Origin of the sequence: Limosilactobacillus secaliphilus, from assembly GCF_001437055.1 — a bacterium.
GTDB classification, from domain to species: Bacteria; Bacillota; Bacilli; order Lactobacillales; family Lactobacillaceae; genus Limosilactobacillus; species Limosilactobacillus secaliphilus.
Genome location: NZ_JQBW01000010.1, coordinates 100490 through 118017 on the forward strand (window position 1 = coordinate 100490; position 17528 = coordinate 118017).

The 17528-nt window shown below is 40.1% G+C and carries 14 protein-coding genes; 5 read left to right on the forward strand and 9 right to left on the reverse strand.

Annotated elements, in window-relative coordinates; all coding sequences use genetic code 11:
• Positions 1–322: 322 nt before the first annotated feature.
• The 5 genes from csn2 to IV45_RS05350 all read right to left on the reverse strand — a co-directional run bounded on the left by csn2 (position 323) and on the right by IV45_RS05350 (position 7118).
• Entirely contained in the window at positions 323–679 is a 357-nt protein-coding gene (gene csn2, locus IV45_RS07785) for a type II-A CRISPR-associated protein Csn2 (RefSeq protein WP_083487273.1), read from the reverse strand.
• 173 nt (positions 680–852) lie between these two features.
• Complete coding sequence (gene cas9 / locus IV45_RS05340; RefSeq protein WP_057741369.1) at positions 853–4950, reverse strand: type II CRISPR RNA-guided endonuclease Cas9; 4098 nt, start codon at positions 4948–4950, stop codon at positions 853–855.
• A gap of 134 nt (positions 4951–5084) precedes the next feature.
• Positions 5085–5879 carry an SDR family NAD(P)-dependent oxidoreductase gene (locus IV45_RS05345; RefSeq protein ID WP_057741371.1) on the reverse strand — a complete coding sequence of 265 codons (795 nt, stop codon included), beginning with the start codon at positions 5877–5879 and terminating at the stop codon, positions 5085–5087.
• A gap of 51 nt (positions 5880–5930) precedes the next feature.
• Positions 5931–6140, reverse strand: coding sequence for a hypothetical protein (locus IV45_RS07880; RefSeq protein ID WP_157051214.1), 210 nt, complete (start codon positions 6138–6140; stop codon positions 5931–5933).
• Positions 6141–6836: 696 nt separating this feature from the next.
• On the reverse strand, positions 6837–7118 hold the full coding sequence (locus IV45_RS05350; protein WP_057741372.1) for a hypothetical protein: 282 nt from the start codon (positions 7116–7118) through the stop codon (positions 6837–6839).
• 179 nt (positions 7119–7297) lie between these two features.
• Here IV45_RS05350 and IV45_RS05355 point away from each other — a divergent pair, with 179 nt between their 5' ends.
• Both IV45_RS05355 and IV45_RS07790 read left to right on the forward strand, forming a co-directional pair.
• The gene (locus IV45_RS05355; RefSeq protein ID WP_057741374.1) at positions 7298–9049 is read left to right on the forward strand and encodes a DUF2075 domain-containing protein; all 1752 of its coding nucleotides are present in this window, start codon (positions 7298–7300) and stop codon (positions 9047–9049) included.
• A gap of 119 nt (positions 9050–9168) precedes the next feature.
• Positions 9169–10026 (forward strand): Rpn family recombination-promoting nuclease/putative transposase, encoded by an 858-nt coding sequence (locus IV45_RS07790; RefSeq protein WP_083487274.1) that lies wholly within the window; start codon positions 9169–9171, stop codon positions 10024–10026.
• Between the two features lie 108 nt (positions 10027–10134).
• On the opposite strand, the gene IV45_RS07795 is transcribed toward IV45_RS07790, so the two are convergent.
• From IV45_RS07795 to IV45_RS05375, 4 genes are all read right to left on the reverse strand, one after another.
• The gene (locus tag IV45_RS07795; protein WP_083487275.1) at positions 10135–10599 is read right to left on the reverse strand and encodes an NAD(P)H-dependent oxidoreductase; all 465 of its coding nucleotides are present in this window, start codon (positions 10597–10599) and stop codon (positions 10135–10137) included.
• 87 nt (positions 10600–10686) lie between these two features.
• Positions 10687–10944 carry a hypothetical protein gene (locus IV45_RS05365; RefSeq protein ID WP_083487276.1) on the reverse strand — a complete coding sequence of 86 codons (258 nt, stop codon included), beginning with the start codon at positions 10942–10944 and terminating at the stop codon, positions 10687–10689.
• Between the two features lie 208 nt (positions 10945–11152).
• A complete protein-coding gene (locus IV45_RS05370) occupies positions 11153–11794 on the reverse strand; it encodes a TetR/AcrR family transcriptional regulator (RefSeq protein ID WP_057741375.1) in 642 nt (213 codons plus the stop codon).
• A 381-nt stretch (positions 11795–12175) separates the two neighbouring features.
• A complete protein-coding gene (locus IV45_RS05375; RefSeq protein ID WP_057741377.1) occupies positions 12176–13030 on the reverse strand; it encodes an alpha/beta fold hydrolase in 855 nt (284 codons plus the stop codon).
• A 925-nt stretch (positions 13031–13955) separates the two neighbouring features.
• Here IV45_RS05375 and IV45_RS05380 point away from each other — a divergent pair.
• Genes IV45_RS05380 through IV45_RS05390 form a run of 3 tightly spaced genes read left to right on the forward strand, consistent with a single transcriptional unit; the run spans position 13956 to position 17456 of the window.
• Positions 13956–14189 carry an SHOCT domain-containing protein gene (locus IV45_RS05380; protein WP_057741378.1) on the forward strand — a complete coding sequence of 78 codons (234 nt, stop codon included), beginning with the start codon at positions 13956–13958 and terminating at the stop codon, positions 14187–14189.
• Between the two features lie 35 nt (positions 14190–14224).
• On the forward strand, positions 14225–15886 hold the full coding sequence (locus IV45_RS05385) for a recombinase family protein (RefSeq protein WP_057741380.1): 1662 nt from the start codon (positions 14225–14227) through the stop codon (positions 15884–15886).
• A complete protein-coding gene (locus IV45_RS05390; protein ID WP_057741382.1) occupies positions 15879–17456 on the forward strand; it encodes a recombinase family protein in 1578 nt (525 codons plus the stop codon). Before IV45_RS05385 ends, IV45_RS05390 begins: the two co-directional genes overlap by 8 nt.
• Positions 17457–17528: the final 72 nt, after the last annotated feature.

Below are 17528 nucleotides of genomic sequence, written 5' to 3' on the forward strand. Positions count from 1 at the left end.
AAGAGGCGAGATACTGGATCTCCACCTCTTAAATTGCCTTAAAAAGAATATGCATTGTGGTCAAAATGTCGACTTGACAGACCAGAGAACGAACTAATTACTTTTCAAAGGCTATTCAATTAAACATCATTGATTTGAAGTACATCTAAAACCACCTACTTCATTTAAACACTTTTTCGAGTTTTTAAATGACATGGATCAAATGTACAACAGAAACAGTATATTATGGCAAACGTCATATAGCAAAATTTAAACATCATTGATCTGAAGTACATCTAAAACTAGTATGAGTATCACGCCATGCGCGTTCTGGATTTAAACATCATTGATCTGAAGTACATCTAAAACCTAATAAAACAGGAATATTGATTTCGGTAACGTCCGAAATAATGTCACTAAATTCTTGTCTATCTAAGTAATTAGATAAATTACAAAAACAAACAACACTATCCAAGTCACATTCTAAATGCACCTTAAGATCGTGATTAATTATATCATATGGTTCAATTGTAGATTCATTTATGAAGTGTAACCAACAATATGTCAGTAATCGTTTCAAGTCACCGTCATAATTTAAAGTTAGTGGTAAATCAGCCATAAGAATTGACTCTTGAATTACTTGAATCACTGTAGAGTCCTTGATCCAAGTCAACCAGCTGTCATCTGAGCTTGTCATCATAATTCTGAATTGATAAAATATATTTGTTGGTTAGCTACCAACTTTTAAACATCATTGATCTGAAGTACAGAGTTAAAATCAAACAGTACATTTTGAGTACATAGTTTCCACTTATGAGTCAGTTATCTGACCAAAAAGGAGGAACCGTTCAGTTGAACGATTCCTCCTTTTCTTTATTTATTCAGCTTATTTAGTAAGGCTTTCAAATAAATTCGGTGTTCAAATAAACCTGTTGGTGACTGGTTAACGATGACTGCATTACTCGACATTGTGATCCCTGACTGCGTTTGTAGCATCCCAAATGGTGTCTTAATCCCCAGTGGCTTCAAATTCCCTGTACTTGCATCATCGTGCAGTCCTAAGAGAATCTCGTTGAGGATCTCAACTTTGCCTGCTTCTTCCTTCTTATTGCCGTTGAACTTTGGAAGAATCGGCAATTGTACAAATTTATCTCTTGCACCATTTAAAGCCTTCCTGAACTGATTTTTGTCATAGAGCGGCAGGCAACGGTTAACCTTGTCCAAGATATCGTCATAGACAGCAATCAATTTCTGATTTTGTTTATCCAAATCAGTCGTTACTTTACTAAAATCGGTTACTAAGACTTCCATCGACTTTTCGGAAAGCACTAGTTGACGGGCATTGTATTGATATGCTGAACTGCCCAACGTATATTTCAATCCGCCGTCAATAATCAGCTGACGATAACGTAATTTCGGGATAATAATCTGAAATTCTTTCTTCTGACTTTTTGCAATCACCTGTCGTAACTGATCCAGATAGGCATCATGGCCACGCTTCTCCGCACGGTTCAAACTTGCCAATGATCGCGATGGTACACCAACGACTTTGTACTTATCTTCCTTCTTATCAGGAACCCGAATTAGCGACATGTAGGCATCAGTACTGCTGCTATAGCCACCATAAATATCCGTCGGCCGGTCTTTCTTGATTGGGATTAATCTGCTCTTATTGGAACCTGCAGGATAAATTGTCTGATCAAATAACGGGCCGGTCTTAGTAAATACTTCCTGGGATACCAGCATAAATTTATATCGGTATACCCATTTGATTTGTTCAATCAACTTGGACTTTTCGCCCACAATTTCACCAGTACTCTTCACCACAATCTGGTCATTATCTCTGTCAGTCAAATCGTACAAGAAATTGAAGCGATTAAACTTCATATTCTCTTGGACTTGTTTGTCAAAGAACCGTTGATATTGGCCATATACAAAGTACGACTGCAAACTCGGGTACCGATGATACAGGTACTGCCCGACAAAGGCACTCAGATAACCGTCAACTGCGTGGTGATAATCATTGACTTGCCGGTTCTTGTATAAGTGCAGTGATTGCCGTAGTTGGTGATTCAGATTGGCCTTCACTTCGATAATTTTGGTATCTTCAGTTGAATAACGGTTAGCCAAAATGTTTGCGGCCAACTTGATGATTTGACGAGTTTCAATCAGTTGACGGTTAATGAAACCATTTGCTTTGTATTTATCAATCGCATCTGGATTCGTCATCAAATGTTCATACTTGCGCTTGCTAATCAACTGATGGTCTTTCCACATCTTCCAGATAGGTTTCATTTTGGCGCCAAACAGCTTCAACGGAACATTGTTTGACTTACCGTTATTTACGGCACGCTTGACTAACACCTTATTATCAAGCGAATCATCTTTGATAAACGCTCTTGGGAAAATATGATCAATATCATATTTAGTGGAGATATCATCAATATTAATCCGCTCTCCCGTGTAAGCATCACGGCCCAATTGAGTGAAGTAAAGGAAAAGCCGATCGTTTAAGTCCTTGACATTCCCAAGTTCTTCGCGGATTTGGTCATTGGCAACCAATTCCTTAGTCGTCGTTTCATAGATCTTCTTGATTCTTGATAGACGTGATTGTGTTCTCCGTGACTCTTGGTCTTCACGAGCAAATTCCAGCGAGATAAATTTAGGTGCTCGCCCTGCTGCCCGGACAATGTCGTCAACTACTTTAATGACCTGGCGAATCGCCTTCTTATTCTGCGGGGAAGTGTAAGCGTCATGCAGAACCGTTTCATAATCATCTTCATCCAGTTGGTCCTGATTGGCATCCTTTATCTGCTCTGCGAAAACTGGTTCGTTAATGATCTCAATGAAACTCTTTTGTGTATTCCACATACGGTCAATAATCGATTGGCCCTTTTTATTAGTCAATTCTGTGAGCAGCTTTCGTGACAATCTGCCCCAACCACTGTAATTCTTGTTGATTAAGGCATTGATCTGCTTTTCATCAAGCCAAGATAGCTCACTCAGCTTAGTTTTTAAAATGTCTTTGTCATCAAAAATTGTGATCCATTCAATAATCTTTTCAAAATCTTCCTGTCGGTCAGGTTGATTAATTTCATCACCAAGAATTTTGGCAAAATTATTATAGGTGCCTAAGGAAGTGTTGAATTTAGCGGGGTCAGACAAGCCCGTAATTCTTGGTTGCGTCGGCAGGCCACTGGCCATTAATTGCTTGATGAGTTCGCGAGTCTTGACGGTTTTATGTTTTTGGAACAGTTTCTCGAAAACATCTTGCTTCTGTCCCACACTCAAGCGATGATTGTTGACCCGGATCATATTCAACTCGTTCAACACCTTGAAACGTTCATACAACAAGCTGTGTGCTGGCAGAACATCTTCGCCGATCAGGTAGGTATCCTTCGTGGTCATCCGCTTGATGAAACGATTGGCCGTGGCAATCCGGTCAACTTTTTCGTCGAAGTTCCATGGCGTAATGCGCCCTTCTGATTTACGAATCATCCACGCAAAATTAGCGTTGGAAGTCTTCTGCTGCTCTTCCTGCGTGATCAGCGGACCCACGTAATATGGAATTCTAAATGCGACCAGTTCGCTAAGCTTATACTTTGCTTTGCCCCGCCGTTTTTCATTCGGATTTAGTTCGGCTAGCCACGGATAATACTTGCTCTGATTTTCAATAATCTGATTAAGTTCTTTCAGGTGTAATTGATAAGGAATGACGCCGTTTTGGTTTGTCCGCTGCTTTGGCATGAATTCATTCTTAGCAATTAATTCCGCAATCTTTTGACCGAGTTTGGAATCATCTAAATACCGTTTAATCTTTTTATAGAAGTCATCTTGTGAAATCTTCTTTTGGGCTTTGGAAGATGCTGATTCGGGGATATTGCCGATATACTCAGCGTAAGCTTCCATCACCTGTCCGTAGTCTTTTTTGGAAAGCGACCGGGCAAAATCTTTCAGCATTTTTAAGTGCTTTTTGTGGGCTTTGTATTTTTCAATCATCGCTTCACTCAACGTCATCCCGCTTGGAACGATGTCATTTAACGTAATTTGTGAATACAGCCTAGACAAAACATTTAAAATATCGAGTTGTGCTTCATTCAGTTCTCCAGTCAATTCAGCTAACCGACTATCGATATTCTCATCACTTAGCTGGAGTTTCCACTTATTATGGTCATCACTGTCGATGTTCAGAACAACAGCTAGATCAAACTTGTAGCCAAGCAGTGCTTTACAAATTTGCTTGATGGTCGTGTTGTTGATCTTATCTTGTTTCTTGTCACCACTCTTTTGCGCTAGCGCTTTAGCGGCCTGCTTCTGTTTATCCAGATTACTTAACTTGTTATCAAGAAGAATTCGCGAAACTTGATCAGCCTGATCAGTATCTAACTGTACTGGGTTGCTGGAATTGATTTGCAAATAAGCAGCGTTGACCGTCTCAAAATCGTCAACAAGATTTATCTTATCAGTGCTAAATGAAGCAATTGGCGCGCTGTTCAAGAAGTTACCGCGGTATTTAACGATGTGGTGAATGGCAAGGAAAATCTCTCGCAGGTCAAACTTTCGCGAATCATTCATCAAATGGTAGCGCAGATGATAGATCGTCGGATATTCATCGTAGAATTTACTATCCGTTGTTTTCGGGAAAAGCAAGGAGCCCGTAAACTTTTTGTTCTTATCTTTAGGGAAAAGATTTGATTGCTTCAAGCGGGCAAAGAAAGTTGGATCGACCTTTGCCATGTACGGATCAAAAATTTCCTCGAGCAGTGATAAGCGCCACTTTCTGCGATTGAGCCTGCGACGAGTCGTTCTAAAGTTACGCCGTTCTGCCGCCGTCTTTCCTTCTTCAAAAAGACGAACCCCGATTACCCTCTTACCCTTGAGGCGAATCGGCTGGTAGTCATCGTCAATTGCCGCAAAGCCAACGGACGTCGATCCAATATCCAAGCCAACGGTGTAGTCTTTCTTGTACATACGAATTCTCCTTGTCAATAATGGTTAATATTTAGAATATAGCACAGGCAAATTAAAACATAGTCATTTTACAAAAAACACCATCCCCGCGTTCTGCGTAAGGATGGTGAAACTGTGTTGTTAATCTTGATCGACTAGAAAATCGTTGGCACCAAACCGCCATCTAGGCGTAAGGCCTCGCCAGAGAAGGAAGAGGAGTAAGGACTAGCCACGAATGCGGTGAAGCGCCCTACTTCTTCCGGACGAATTAAGCGCTGAATCTGTGAAAGCGGGCGGTGATGCTTCATAAAGTCACTCTCCCACTCACTTTCTGGCAAGCCGCTGTCTTTGTACATGTCGACTAGCATCTGCTGAACACCTTCAGTCAGCGTCGAGCCTGGCATAATCGTGTTAACCGTCACGTGTGTCCCCTTCGTCAACTTCGACAGACTCTTAGCCAATGACAAGTTCATCGTCTTCGTCAAAGAATACTGTGGCATCTCGCCAGATGGCATAATCGCCTCTTCACTAGCGATAAAAATAATCCGCCCAAAGTCACGATTCAGCATCTTAGGCAAGTAGAACTTCGCTAACGCATTGCCACTATGGAAGTTTACGTCAATGAAGTGTTGCCAAGTCGCTTCGTTGATGTCAAAGTAATCCATCGGTTTGAAAATTCCCATGTTATTTACCAAAATATCGACATTCGTCACCTGAGCAAACAGTTTTTCTCGTTGAGCCACGTCCGCAATGTCGAAAGCCGCGCCTTGAGGGTTAGTATCGGGAAAGTGCTGCTTGATCTCGTCAACCGTGGTATTGACTACCGGTTGCTTGCGACCATTAATAATGACATTGGCCCCTTCCTTTGCCATTTCAATTGCGATTGCTTTGCCGATTCCTTTGGTAGAACCGGTAATCAGTGCTGTTTTGCCTTTTAAACCAAGATCCATTTTGCTGTATCCTCCTGTGATTTTCTAACATTGTAGCATATCACTTACTTTTTACAAGCAGCAATTCAAACAGTGGCTAACCTGCCTTTGGTAACGTAAAACCAGTTGATCCAAAAACTCTGCTAAATTTTGATTCATTGGATGACAATCAATCTGACGAATCGCTTCCGCTGGCTGAACGAACGGGTATTGTTGATAATTAGTAACATCAGTCCCCATTTGATCAATTAAAATACAGTAATCTTTTGGAGTCAGTTCCATGTAACATTGCAACCCATAAACTAAGTCACCGTAACGGACGGTCTGTCTTGGGCATCCCTCACTATAAGCCAACACTAGAGTATCATCATTGATACCCATCATGTCGTTATGCCATTCACCAAGTTGCGTGCCATCCTGAAAATTTTCGAAAAGCGGATCTTGCTTCCCCTTTCTTGTTAACCAGGCCGGAGTAGCTCCATCTTCCTTGTGTGGACTATGTTCATATGGAATCCCTAATGCTTCGCCAATGAGCTGCCCACCTCCACCATCCGCTGATGATCAATAAAGTCTTTGATAGTTTCACGTTCTGCTTTCGCATCAAAATAAGGACACTCATCCAAAGTTGTATGAGGGTTCTGTGGCCCTCCCAAAATCACAAGCATGTCTGCGTTGGCTTGGTTTGATGACAGTCAACTATCTGCACCATATAATGGTGAAGCTGAGCCCACGTAAGGTAATAACCAGGCGCTACATATGGCTCGTGCTGGATAAAACAAATATTCATATGTTTCCTTTCCATCAACGGCAAATATTGTTTTAGGGACCGCCTGCAAATACATAAGAGGGTTTCATTATAGTGCAACAACTCAGATGTAAAAATTTTAACTTAGCCTTCGCTTTTAATTGAAAAAAGCATCCCATGAACACCAAACTAACAGTGTTTATGAGATGCTAATTCTTTAAATTGAGTGGATTTTAGTTCCAACCAGCTGGGACGTCATCATCGTCAGCCGCAATGCCGGAAAGATCACCGAGTGACTTCATCATCTTTTGGAAGTCAGGATTCTTCTTCAAACTAAATTGATCAGCTTCCAAAGCATTGAACTTTTGAACCAAGTAGTAAGCACTCAGATAACGCATCAAGGCTTTCTTGCTGGCCTTAATATCACTTTCATCTGTTAATTGAGATCCACTAACGACGGCACGTGCAAACTTATCTGGGTCAATCTCTAATTTCTTATCCTTTTTCTTAGCCATTAGTAAACATCCTTTCTATTTCACAAGCTCTCCTACACATCTATTATAATAATCACTAATGTTCACGTGTGCAACTGTTTTATAACAAGGATTACGCCAAATCAAGAAAAAGATTATTACCCACGTTAATAAAAACAGAGTAAAGTTAAAGATGATAAAAGGAAGATAAGGATTTAAAAATGCCAAAAAACATCCCCCAACCAATTATTTACGAAACAAAATACAACCAAAAGAATGCCTCTAATCTCAACAAAGATATTGAAAAGGACATTCAAGCAGACAAGCAAAACTACCTGATTAACTATCCAACTGTTTACATTATTAATGAAGGTAATCAGGCAAAAGCTAAGTATACGGTCTATGTCGGTGAGACTAATGATATTCAGCGCCGTACTCTGCAGCATTTGGATGCCGATCCAATCTCCAGAGAAGACTGGCGGCAACTAAAGGCAACTCCTGACGCGACGATGTTTGTCATCGGTCACCAGCATTTTAATAAATCGTTGACCCTGGATATTGAAAATCGTATGATGCACTATCTGTCGGGTGTCAGCACTGTCAGTCATTTAAATAACCGCCGTGACAATGCGCAGAGAGATTACTATGCCTCTGAAGAAATGAAACCCATTTTCGACAAGATTTGGCGGCAACTCCATAAGCGCAAGCCGGATCTATTCCCTCTTCAAAGGATCGTTGAGGAATCCGCTCTGTTCAAAGCCTCGCCATTCTTCAAATTAACTGCCGAACAATTGCGAGCGAAGAATCAGATTTTAGAGACGGTTGGTCAGGCATTAAAGACTAACAAGACCAATCAGCTGATTCTGGTTGAAGGTGAAGCTGGCGCGGGTAAAACTGTGTTGATGAGTAATATCTTCTTCGACCTCGCAAAACAGAACAATTACCAATTATCCGTTACGATGATGGTTAACCATCCGCAACAGGAAAAGGTCTATCGGCAAATCGTTGACAAGTTGGATATTCCTAATGCCAAAGTGCAAAAGGTGGTTACGTTCATTAATAAGCATACACCTGAGCAGACCGCTGATATTGCATTCGTTGATGAAGCTCATTTGCTACTGACTAAGCGCAGTCAAGCATATTATGGCCACGGGAATAACGAACTGCTGGATATCGTTAAACGGGCGAAAATCACAATCGCCGTTTACGATGAACACCAAGTTCTCAGCAATAACCAGATTATCGAAAAGGACGACAAGAAAGAGCTGCTGAAATATAAACCCTACATCGTGCCGCTCCATCATCAGATGCGGATTGATGCGTCAGCTGCAATGGTTAATTGGCTAAGAAACCTAGTTGATGACCAGGTTATTAGCAAGGCACCACATGACAAAAAATACGATTTAAGAGTGTTTGATGATCCGGCTAAAATGCAAGCAGCCATTGATAAAAAAGCCAATGAAGATGGCAAAAACGGTATCAGTCGAATGCTAGCTACCTTTGACTGGCCATATTCAAGCGCCAGCAAAAACAAAAATGATTCGAAGGGATTATGGCAAGTCTCACAAGGCAATTGGCAAATGCCTTGGAATCTACAGCTGCGTCCCGATAAAGCTGATAAACATTCAATCTCCGGGGTGAAATATTCTGATTTGTCTTGGGCCGAACAACCACACACCGTGAAAGAAATCGGCTCAACATACACTGTTCAAGGTTCTGATCTCAATTTTGCAGGAGTCGTCATCGGTCCATCAATTAAGTATCGGGATGGCAAAATTGTTTTTGATCCTTCCGCTAGTCGAGACAAAAAAGTTTACCAATACCGATTGATGCACGATGGATCTAAGCAACAATTCGGCGAAAAGCTCATTCAAAATGAATTCAACGTGTTGATGACCCGCGGTGTTCATGGCCTGTATATCTATGCTGTCGACCCAGAACTGCAAGCAGTCTTAAGGAAGGCAATCCAATAAAACAAAAGACAAGGCAGTCATCATCAAGTGCTACCTTGTCTTTTTGTCGTAAAAAAGTGTCATCCTCGATCATTTACGTAATTAGTATGTAGAGATACAAAAGATCGAGGTTATTTAAAATGAAAAATAAACTAACACGTGATGAAGAAATCGCCTTGCTTTACGAAAAATGGCAGAAAATGACCATTACCAGTGATCCTATGTTTGGAATGGTGATGCAAAACAAAGAAATCTGTCTAGAACTGATTAATCGCGCTTTACCCCACCTCAATGCAAAGAGAATTATCCAAATAGACACTCAGAAGGATATCAATCTTGTTAGTGCTCACCGGGTACGCTTTGATGTGTATGTCCGTGACGATAAAAACAATATTTTCGTGATTGAAATGCAGATGAATGACCAAAATAATTTGCCCGCACGTTTGCGTTACTATCAAGAACAAATTGACCATGAAGTGCTGCGTCCCGGAAACGACTATTCAGTGCTCAATCAGTATCCCACCTACGTCATTATGTTCTGTAATTTTGACTATTTTAATCGCGGTTGGGCACGTTATGAATTCAATCTGACATGCACTAAAGATCGCAACTTAAAGTTTGGAGATAAACGGCATATCATTGTGTTCAATGCTCTGGCAAACACTTTTGACAAGAATGATCAACCCATTAGAGATTTTCTTGCTTTAATGCGTAATCAGGTTGACAATAAAAGTGAATTTATTACCCAGATTCAAAATGAAATTAATAAAGTAAAGCAAGATCCAGAAAGGAGGAATGGTTTTATGAAGTATGAAGTGAACATGATGGATGCAAAGCGAAGGGCTCGCGAAGAAGGACTTAATGAAGGCCGAGAACAAGGTATTAAAGCTCTAATTAATTCTCTGCAGGAACTAGGCATTGATTCCTCTACCATAAAACAGAAAGTTATCGAGCAATACCATTTAAATGAGGACGAAGTGGATAAATTAATTAAATAAACTCTTTAGATACAAGCGAAGCACCTTTTCATTTGGCGAATTGTCAGTGAGAAGGTGCTTTTTTCTTAATATTGCCGATTTCAAATATAGACGAAAAAGCACAAGAACCTAGTTGAATGAATATTCCTTTAACTTTGTGAGGTAACGTTTGCGCTTAAGTTCAGATGAACTAGAAATCCCACCAAAATTCAGCCATTTGCATCGGTGGAATCCAAGTTGATGCAATGTTTTATTAATAAAAATCTTTTGAATTGCATTGCCACAAAAGAAACGCAAGTACCAAGTTGGCGAAGTTGAAGTAGTCAGGACATAACAATGCTTTACATTCGACAAAAGACCTTTCACTCCAGTTCTGGTGACAACATGCGAGCGTCCTGGTCCCTCTTTCATTACTTTGTCGATAAAGCCCTTCAACATTCCCGGTATTGAATTCCACCAAATCGGGGTAATAAAAATTACTGTGTCGGCAGTTTGCAAAGCTTTAAGGTATCGTTCAACCAGTGGATCAAGAGTTTTTCCTTGGTGATATAAAGCAAGTTCAGATTTTGAGTAAACAGGGTTAAAACCATCCACTTTATATACAAAAAAGCCCCACCCTGCTAGATTGAAATCTAACCAGGATGGAACATTTCAAAGCAGAAATTATATATGAACGTAATTTTACTTTTCGTGCTTTTTATTAATTTTGGAAATATCTAAATGTGGATACTCTGTCATAAATTCTTTTCTTGTCATTTCTTTATTGTTAAACGTTATAAAACTATAAGGTGATTCTTTATTGATATGTTTAACCACCAAATTATCATTTCGACAACCATGTCTGTAGCGAAACCTTATTTCATCAACTGATGTTTTATACATATCGGCTAATTTGTGAATCTCAATTCTCTTGTCATGAAAAGGTACTCTTGTAAGCATCAAATCTTCACCTCACTAATCTTCATCAGTGTATTAAAATTCATAAAGTGGTTGAATAAAAAATCACTCAAAGGGAAGATAAGATACTCAATGTGTATTATGTACACAACAAAAGCACCTTACTCAGTCAATCAAATGACTTATGTAAGGTGCTATCAAATATTATATGTATAAAAATAATAATTTCATCTAATTATCACTTTAAGTATTAAGAGCAAGGGAGTGTTTGCCTGCAATATGCCATTAGTTTAACGAATGGTTGCGTTTGAATAATATTAATCAGTGATTTTACTTCAACAATGCTCATTATCTGACTATTGGCCATCCAGAAACAAGTTAGATCGATGATTAAATGAGAATAGAGAATTTTCACTGCAGAAAAAACATTTGAATCGTTTGCCTTTATTTCGTCATATGATGCCCCAAAATAATATGGCAATCGTTTTGTAACTTCTTCACTACCTAGCTTATAAATTCGATTAAGGAATCTGATATCTCCATTTGATGATAATAGATTCGAAAACCAGGTTTTGTTCTGATCACAAAAGGCAATCGTGTGATCAAAAGAATCATCAGCCAGTTCATCAAGTTTTGCAAGTGGATATTTTTTAAGGTGCGATAGTTCTTGGCGATCTTCTTTAAGCGACTTTCTTAAGCCATGAATTAAGTTGTCTTCGATCTCCTTTACCAATGCAAATTTGTCAGAGTAGTAAATATAAAAAGTCTTCTTGCTGACTTGAGCAACTGAAAGAATGTCAGAAACTGTGCACATTGCAAAACTCTTTTCATTCAGTAATTCTATTAGGCCGGCTTGGATACGCCTTTGTGTAGTAAGTTTTCGTATATCCATAGTTCACTCTCCATTCTTATACAAAATAGATTGATTTGTAAACGTATTCAGAGTAGCTATTCGATAACGTGTAGTCAAGATCATTATACTAATGGTTTCCAAGTACTACTCGTAGTTCCTCTCACCTATTGTTAACGAATTTAGTCTATAAAGTTACCATCGATCTTGCAATTAAATTGCTTACAAAAAGCTAAGACGTTGACGTGAGTATTTAGCATTTAAAATTATGGCTTTGATGACGTTTGACATACCCAAATTAGGATAATAAAAAAGCAGCCAGTCACCAACATAAAGTTGATGAGCTTAGCTGCTAAATAATCTCAATATATTGCCAGGTCTCGAAAACTACACCCTCGAAAAAAGGTAACGTAACATTATGGCCTATGAAAATCGCTGGTCGAGCCAATTGACAATGTCTTTCTTAACGACGTGTGCGTTCTTCTCAAAGAGGATCTCGTGACGCATTTTTTGATAGATTTTAAGCGTCAAATCGCGATACCCGGCGTTTTTCAGCATATCAATGGAGCTTTTAACTTCTGACCGATTGCCTGCACAGGGATCATCCGCGCCTTTGAGAAACAAGACCGGCACCGGATGCTTGCTCGTGAAATGACGTAACCTGCCTAGTTCGCCCATACCATCATATAAATCGCTATAGCCTTGATTGGTGAACGGAAAGCCACACGCTGCGTCATGAATATAAGATTGCACATTCGATCGATCATGGGATAACCAGTCAAACTTTGTTAAAGGATGACTGACCTTCTTGTTGAAGCCACCTGTTGTTAGTTTTGCCAACAACCTGCTTGTCCGGTGACCACCTCTAAAATGAATGATCGTATTACTGAGCAGTTTGCCTACCCGCCATAATGGATTGTAATAAGGTACACCCGATAAAATCATGCCGTCAAAATCCTGGTAACGTTGCAGATAACTGCGAATAAGAATGGATCCCATGGAATGGCCGAACAAAATAATGTGCTGTCCGGGAAATTGCGCATGAGCCTGTTGAACATACTGATGAAGCTGCTCTAACAGGTTACGCCAGCCATGCTTGCCAAAGTAGCCGCGTTGTTGAGCGTCCAGCTTTTTTCCGTGTCCTAACAGGTCATAGCGAATACTAGTGTAGCCGTGGTCATTTAAATATTTGCAGAAGTCAGCATAACGGTCACTATACTCCTGCATTCCGTGAACCAAAATAACAACTGCCTTTGAATGTGGTACTTCAGAAATCAATTCAATAACTCCTGTCTTAACCTAACATTTCATATTTTTCATCTAACAATCTCAAGCCATTTTAAACCATCCCGAATCATAAAAGCCATCGTTTTAACGTGACAAGGCTTAATTGCGCTGTAGCCATTTAATTAAAAACGTTAAGGTTAGTTTCAAAATTCGACTATAGTAACGACACAACAGAAAAATTCACTAAATGATCAAGATAATCAGGCAGAATCAGATAACTACTTTTGAACTTTCATCACTTAATTTACCGGATTCATTCTCAACATATGGCGAAAAATAATCAGGTTTTTAACGTCTACCGGTTACAACTAACCAGTGACTCAGAAAAAAGTTAAAATCGTGAGTCAGGCGACCAAATTAATCGAGAAGTTATCCGAGGATCCTGGGACTATGGAAAGGAAAAATTACCTGTCTGAAACAAGCTGATTATGATTTCAATTCAAACTCAAAAACTTGTTAATCAACCACCATTCTAATTTATACCCATGGACTACGACATACAGGCTTTTTGTGGTTCCTGTGATAAACTATCATTAGGCTGGAATTGATGGGTCGCTCCCATTATGGAAGGCTTAGCAGTTAACGTGGCTACACACCCCTCAAATAATCTGAACTGCGGAGGTGAAAGTCATGTTATTTAGGAAAAGACTGGAGGAGTGGCAATTGGCCAGCTAGTCATTGACTGTGCTAAAGCCTACGCGATAATAAAAAAAGCTAACCATAATGGTTAGCCATCCTTCAGTCACCTGAACTGCGTTTGAGGGTAACGAGGGGCAACTCGTTGCTCTCTTTTCATTTACAATCATATCTAATCTATCTTGATTTTTCAACTTTTAGCTGGTTTTCTGCCAGCTTTTTTATTTTACCATGGTTTACTTTTCCACTTTTCCTGGCTTATCAGTGGAGGTAATTAAACATGGCAAAAAAAGTACAATCAGTGACTCATCAACCACTGCAACAAGCTAGCAACAAAATTAACTCTGAACAACTCATGAACGACTTGCACTATCAGCAATCGCGGCAAATTATTCAGGAGCTACTTAAAAAGGGCTTAATCACGCCTGATGAATTCAACCAAATCGATACCTTAAACAAGCAATCATTTTCACCACTATTAGGCCCTGGAAATGTTGATACATCAAGGTTCTAGAGCTAACATACCACACTGATGAAAGGAGGAATGTCATGTCAACCATTACCAAAATTCAAGGTTACCAACGTGATGTCAAACAACTCCGTGTGGCGGCCTATTGTCGAGTTTCCACTGATAATATCGAACAACTTGAAAGTCTTGAAAATCAGCGTTCCCATTATCAAAAGTACATTAACAACCACCCCAATTGGGAGCTGGCTAAGATCTACTATGATGAAGGCATCTCTGGAACTAAATTAACCAAGCGCAATGCCCTAAAAGAACTGCTGACAGATTGTCGTAATCACCGGATTGATCTTGTAGTTACCAAGTCAATCAGCCGTTTATCGCGGAACACAACTGACTGTCTGGAAATCGTTCGAGAACTGCAGCAATTAAATATCCCAATCATCTTTGAGAAGGAACACATTAATACCGGAGAGATGGCCAGTGAATTATTCTTGTCCATCTTCAGCAGCCTTGCCCAAGACGAATCCCACTCGACGGCAGGTAATTTGCGTTGGGCGATCAGGCAACGATTTGCTAGTGGTAAGTTCCACGTATCTTCAGCACCCTATGGCTATTCAATTAAAGATGGCAACTTAGTCATCAACCATACTGAAGCCAAGACTGTACGACAAGTCTTTCAACGCTTTTTAAGTGGCATATCAGCCAGCCAAATAGCTAAAAAATTAAATCAAAAGCAGGTGCCGACAAAGCGTGGCGGACAATGGCGCAGCATCACTGTGATCAATATTTTACGAAATATCAATTACACCGGTGACATGCTTTGCCAGAAAACCTACCGTGACGATCAATATCACCGTCACTTTAATCAAGGCGAAATAACCCAATACCTAATTGAGGATCATCACCCAAGTCTGATTAATCATAGATCTTACCATCGGGCTCAAGTATTGATTAAGGAAGCAGCACAAAAGCACCACATTGAAGTTGGTAGCCATAAGTATCAACAACATTATCTTTTTTCTGGAAAGATCACCTGCGGCTATTGCGGTACAGTTTTCAAGCGACAAACGAGGCCGCATAAAATCTGCTGGGCCTGCCAGCAACATTTGAAGTCAGCTCAACAGTGTCCAGTTAAAGCAGTCAGTGAAAAAAGTTTGGAAGCTGCCTTCTGCAATATAATAAATAAGCTAGTTTACAGTGAGAAGTTCTTACTGCGGCCATTGTTAGAAGGCCTGAAAGAAGAAGCTAATGCCAATAGCGATGGTCAACTGATTTCTTTAACTAAGCAAATCAAAACAAATGACCACAAAGCTGAAACGCTCACCGAATTGATGCATGCCAGCTTACTAGATAAAGCGATCTACGTCAACCAAACTGCGAAGCTCGAACAAGATACCTATCAATGTCGGGAGAAGATTAAACAGCTTAATGGTCAAAATACTGATTCAGCAAATAACTTTGAGGATGTTCGTGCCTTGTTGCGTTGGTGCCAGCAAGGCCAAATGCTAACAGAATTTGACGGCACCCTATTTCAGGAATTTGTCCGACAGGTGGTGGTAAACAGTTCAAACGAAGCAACTTTTAACTTGAAGTGCGGACTGTCACTACCCGAAAAGCTGAATAAAGCCGCTACTATTGAGAAACACTTTTACCGTGACATCATCAAACAACGTTACAACGATCCAATCAAACAAGCAGAATATTTGTACAGTATTATCGAGAGTGAAGGTGATTTAATTGGGTAAAGTGAGGATTATCCCCGCTCATCAGCAAAAAGGCAATAGCGTTCAACCGCAAAAAAATAGACTACCATTTGAACAGCTCCGAGTGGCGGCCTACTGCCGGGTTTCGACTGATTATGATGAACAAGCCAGTTCATATGAAACTCAGGTGGCTCACTATAAAGAATTAATTCAAAAAGAACCAACCTGGGAGTTTGCAGGTATCTACGCCGATGATGGAATCTCAGGGACTAACACTAAGAAGCGGGAACAATTTAACCAGATGATTGCAGCCTGCAAAGCCGGTAAAATTGACCTGATCGTCACTAAATCAATTAGCCGGTTTGCTCGAAATACCATTGATTGTTTGAAGTATATCCGAGACTTAAAAGCCATCAATGTGGCCATCTTCTTTGAAAAAGAGAACATCAACACCATGGATGCCAAAGGTGAGGTGCTGATTACCATCATGGCTTCTCTTGCCCAGCAAGAAAGTGAGTCCCTATCGCAAAACGTTAAAATGGGAATCCAGTACCGCTACCAACAAGGTAAGGTCTTCGTCAACCATAATCATTTTCTCGGCTATACCAAGGATGCTCAGGGTAATCTGGTAATTGAACCGGAAGAAGCTAAAGTCATCAAACGGATCTTCTATAGTTATCTAAACGGGATGAGTATGAAGCAAATCGCGGACTCACTCAAAGCTGATGGTATTTTAACTGGTGGTAAAACAAAGAACTGGCAATCCAGCGGTGTTTCAAAAATTCTAAAGAATGAGAAATACATGGGTGATGCTCTATTGCAAAAGACTTACACTGTTGATTTTCTGAGCAAGAAACGCGTCAAGAATAACGGCATTATGCCCCAGTATTATGTGGAAAATGATCATCCGGCGATTATTCCCAAATCGGTGTTCATGCAAGTTCAGCAGATTATCAAACAGCGGCGTAACGGGATCACCACTAAAAACGGGAAACATCGGCGACTTAACGGCAAATATTGCTTCTCTCAAAAATTATTTTGTGGTAAATGCGGTGATATTCTCCAACGGAACATGTGGTATCGACCAGAAAAGGTAGCAGTCTGGCGCTGCGCCAGTCGAATAAAGAGAAGCAAAACTGGCCGGCGGTGTATGATTCGAAACGTTAAAGAACCCCTTCTAAAAGAAGCTACTATTGAGGCTTTTAACCAGCTCATTGAAGGGCATGAGTTAGCCAACAAACAAATCAAGGCCAACGTCATGAAGGTCATCGAGAACTCCAAAGGACCAACACTTGATCAAATCGACCACCAGCTGGAAAAAGTGCAGATGAAATTGATTCAAGCTGCCAACCAACACCAGGATTGTGATGCGCTAACCCAACAAATTATGGACCTTCGCAAACAAAAAGAAAAAGTACAGAGTCGTGAAACTGACAAGCAAACAACACTTCATAGTATCGATGAAATCAACAAACTGGTCGAATTACACAAATATGGATTGGTAGATTTTGATGAACAACTGGTTCGCCGCTTAGTAGAAAAAATCACCATCTTCAAACGCTACATGGAGTTCACGTTCAAAGATGGTGAGGTTATTAGAATTAATAAATGAAATTTAGGGTATTCGGCACTCACTTATTTGGATTGGGTGTTATTTTAAACATTCTGATCTTTATTAAACCTA

Coding starts and splice junctions, on each gene's coding strand:
- csn2 (WP_083487273.1), bottom strand. CDS start 679: ATGATGACAAGCTCAGATGACAGCTGGTTGACTTGGATCAAGGACTCT.
- cas9 (WP_057741369.1), bottom strand. CDS start 4,950: ATGTACAAGAAAGACTACACCGTTGGCTTGGATATTGGATCGACGTCC.
- IV45_RS05345 (WP_057741371.1), bottom strand. CDS start 5,879: ATGGATCTTGGTTTAAAAGGCAAAACAGCACTGATTACCGGTTCTACC.
- IV45_RS07880 (WP_157051214.1), bottom strand. CDS start 6,140: ATGGAACTGACTCCAAAAGATTACTGTATTTTAATTGATCAAATGGGG.
- IV45_RS05350 (WP_057741372.1), bottom strand. CDS start 7,118: ATGGCTAAGAAAAAGGATAAGAAATTAGAGATTGACCCAGATAAGTTT.
- IV45_RS05355 (WP_057741374.1), top strand. CDS start 7,298: ATGCCAAAAAACATCCCCCAACCAATTATTTACGAAACAAAATACAAC.
- IV45_RS07790 (WP_083487274.1), top strand. CDS start 9,169: ATGAAAAATAAACTAACACGTGATGAAGAAATCGCCTTGCTTTACGAA.
- IV45_RS05365 (WP_083487276.1), bottom strand. CDS start 10,944: ATGCTTACAAGAGTACCTTTTCATGACAAGAGAATTGAGATTCACAAA.
- IV45_RS05370 (WP_057741375.1), bottom strand. CDS start 11,794: ATGGATATACGAAAACTTACTACACAAAGGCGTATCCAAGCCGGCCTA.
- IV45_RS05380 (WP_057741378.1), top strand. CDS start 13,956: ATGGCAAAAAAAGTACAATCAGTGACTCATCAACCACTGCAACAAGCT.
- IV45_RS05385 (WP_057741380.1), top strand. CDS start 14,225: ATGTCAACCATTACCAAAATTCAAGGTTACCAACGTGATGTCAAACAA.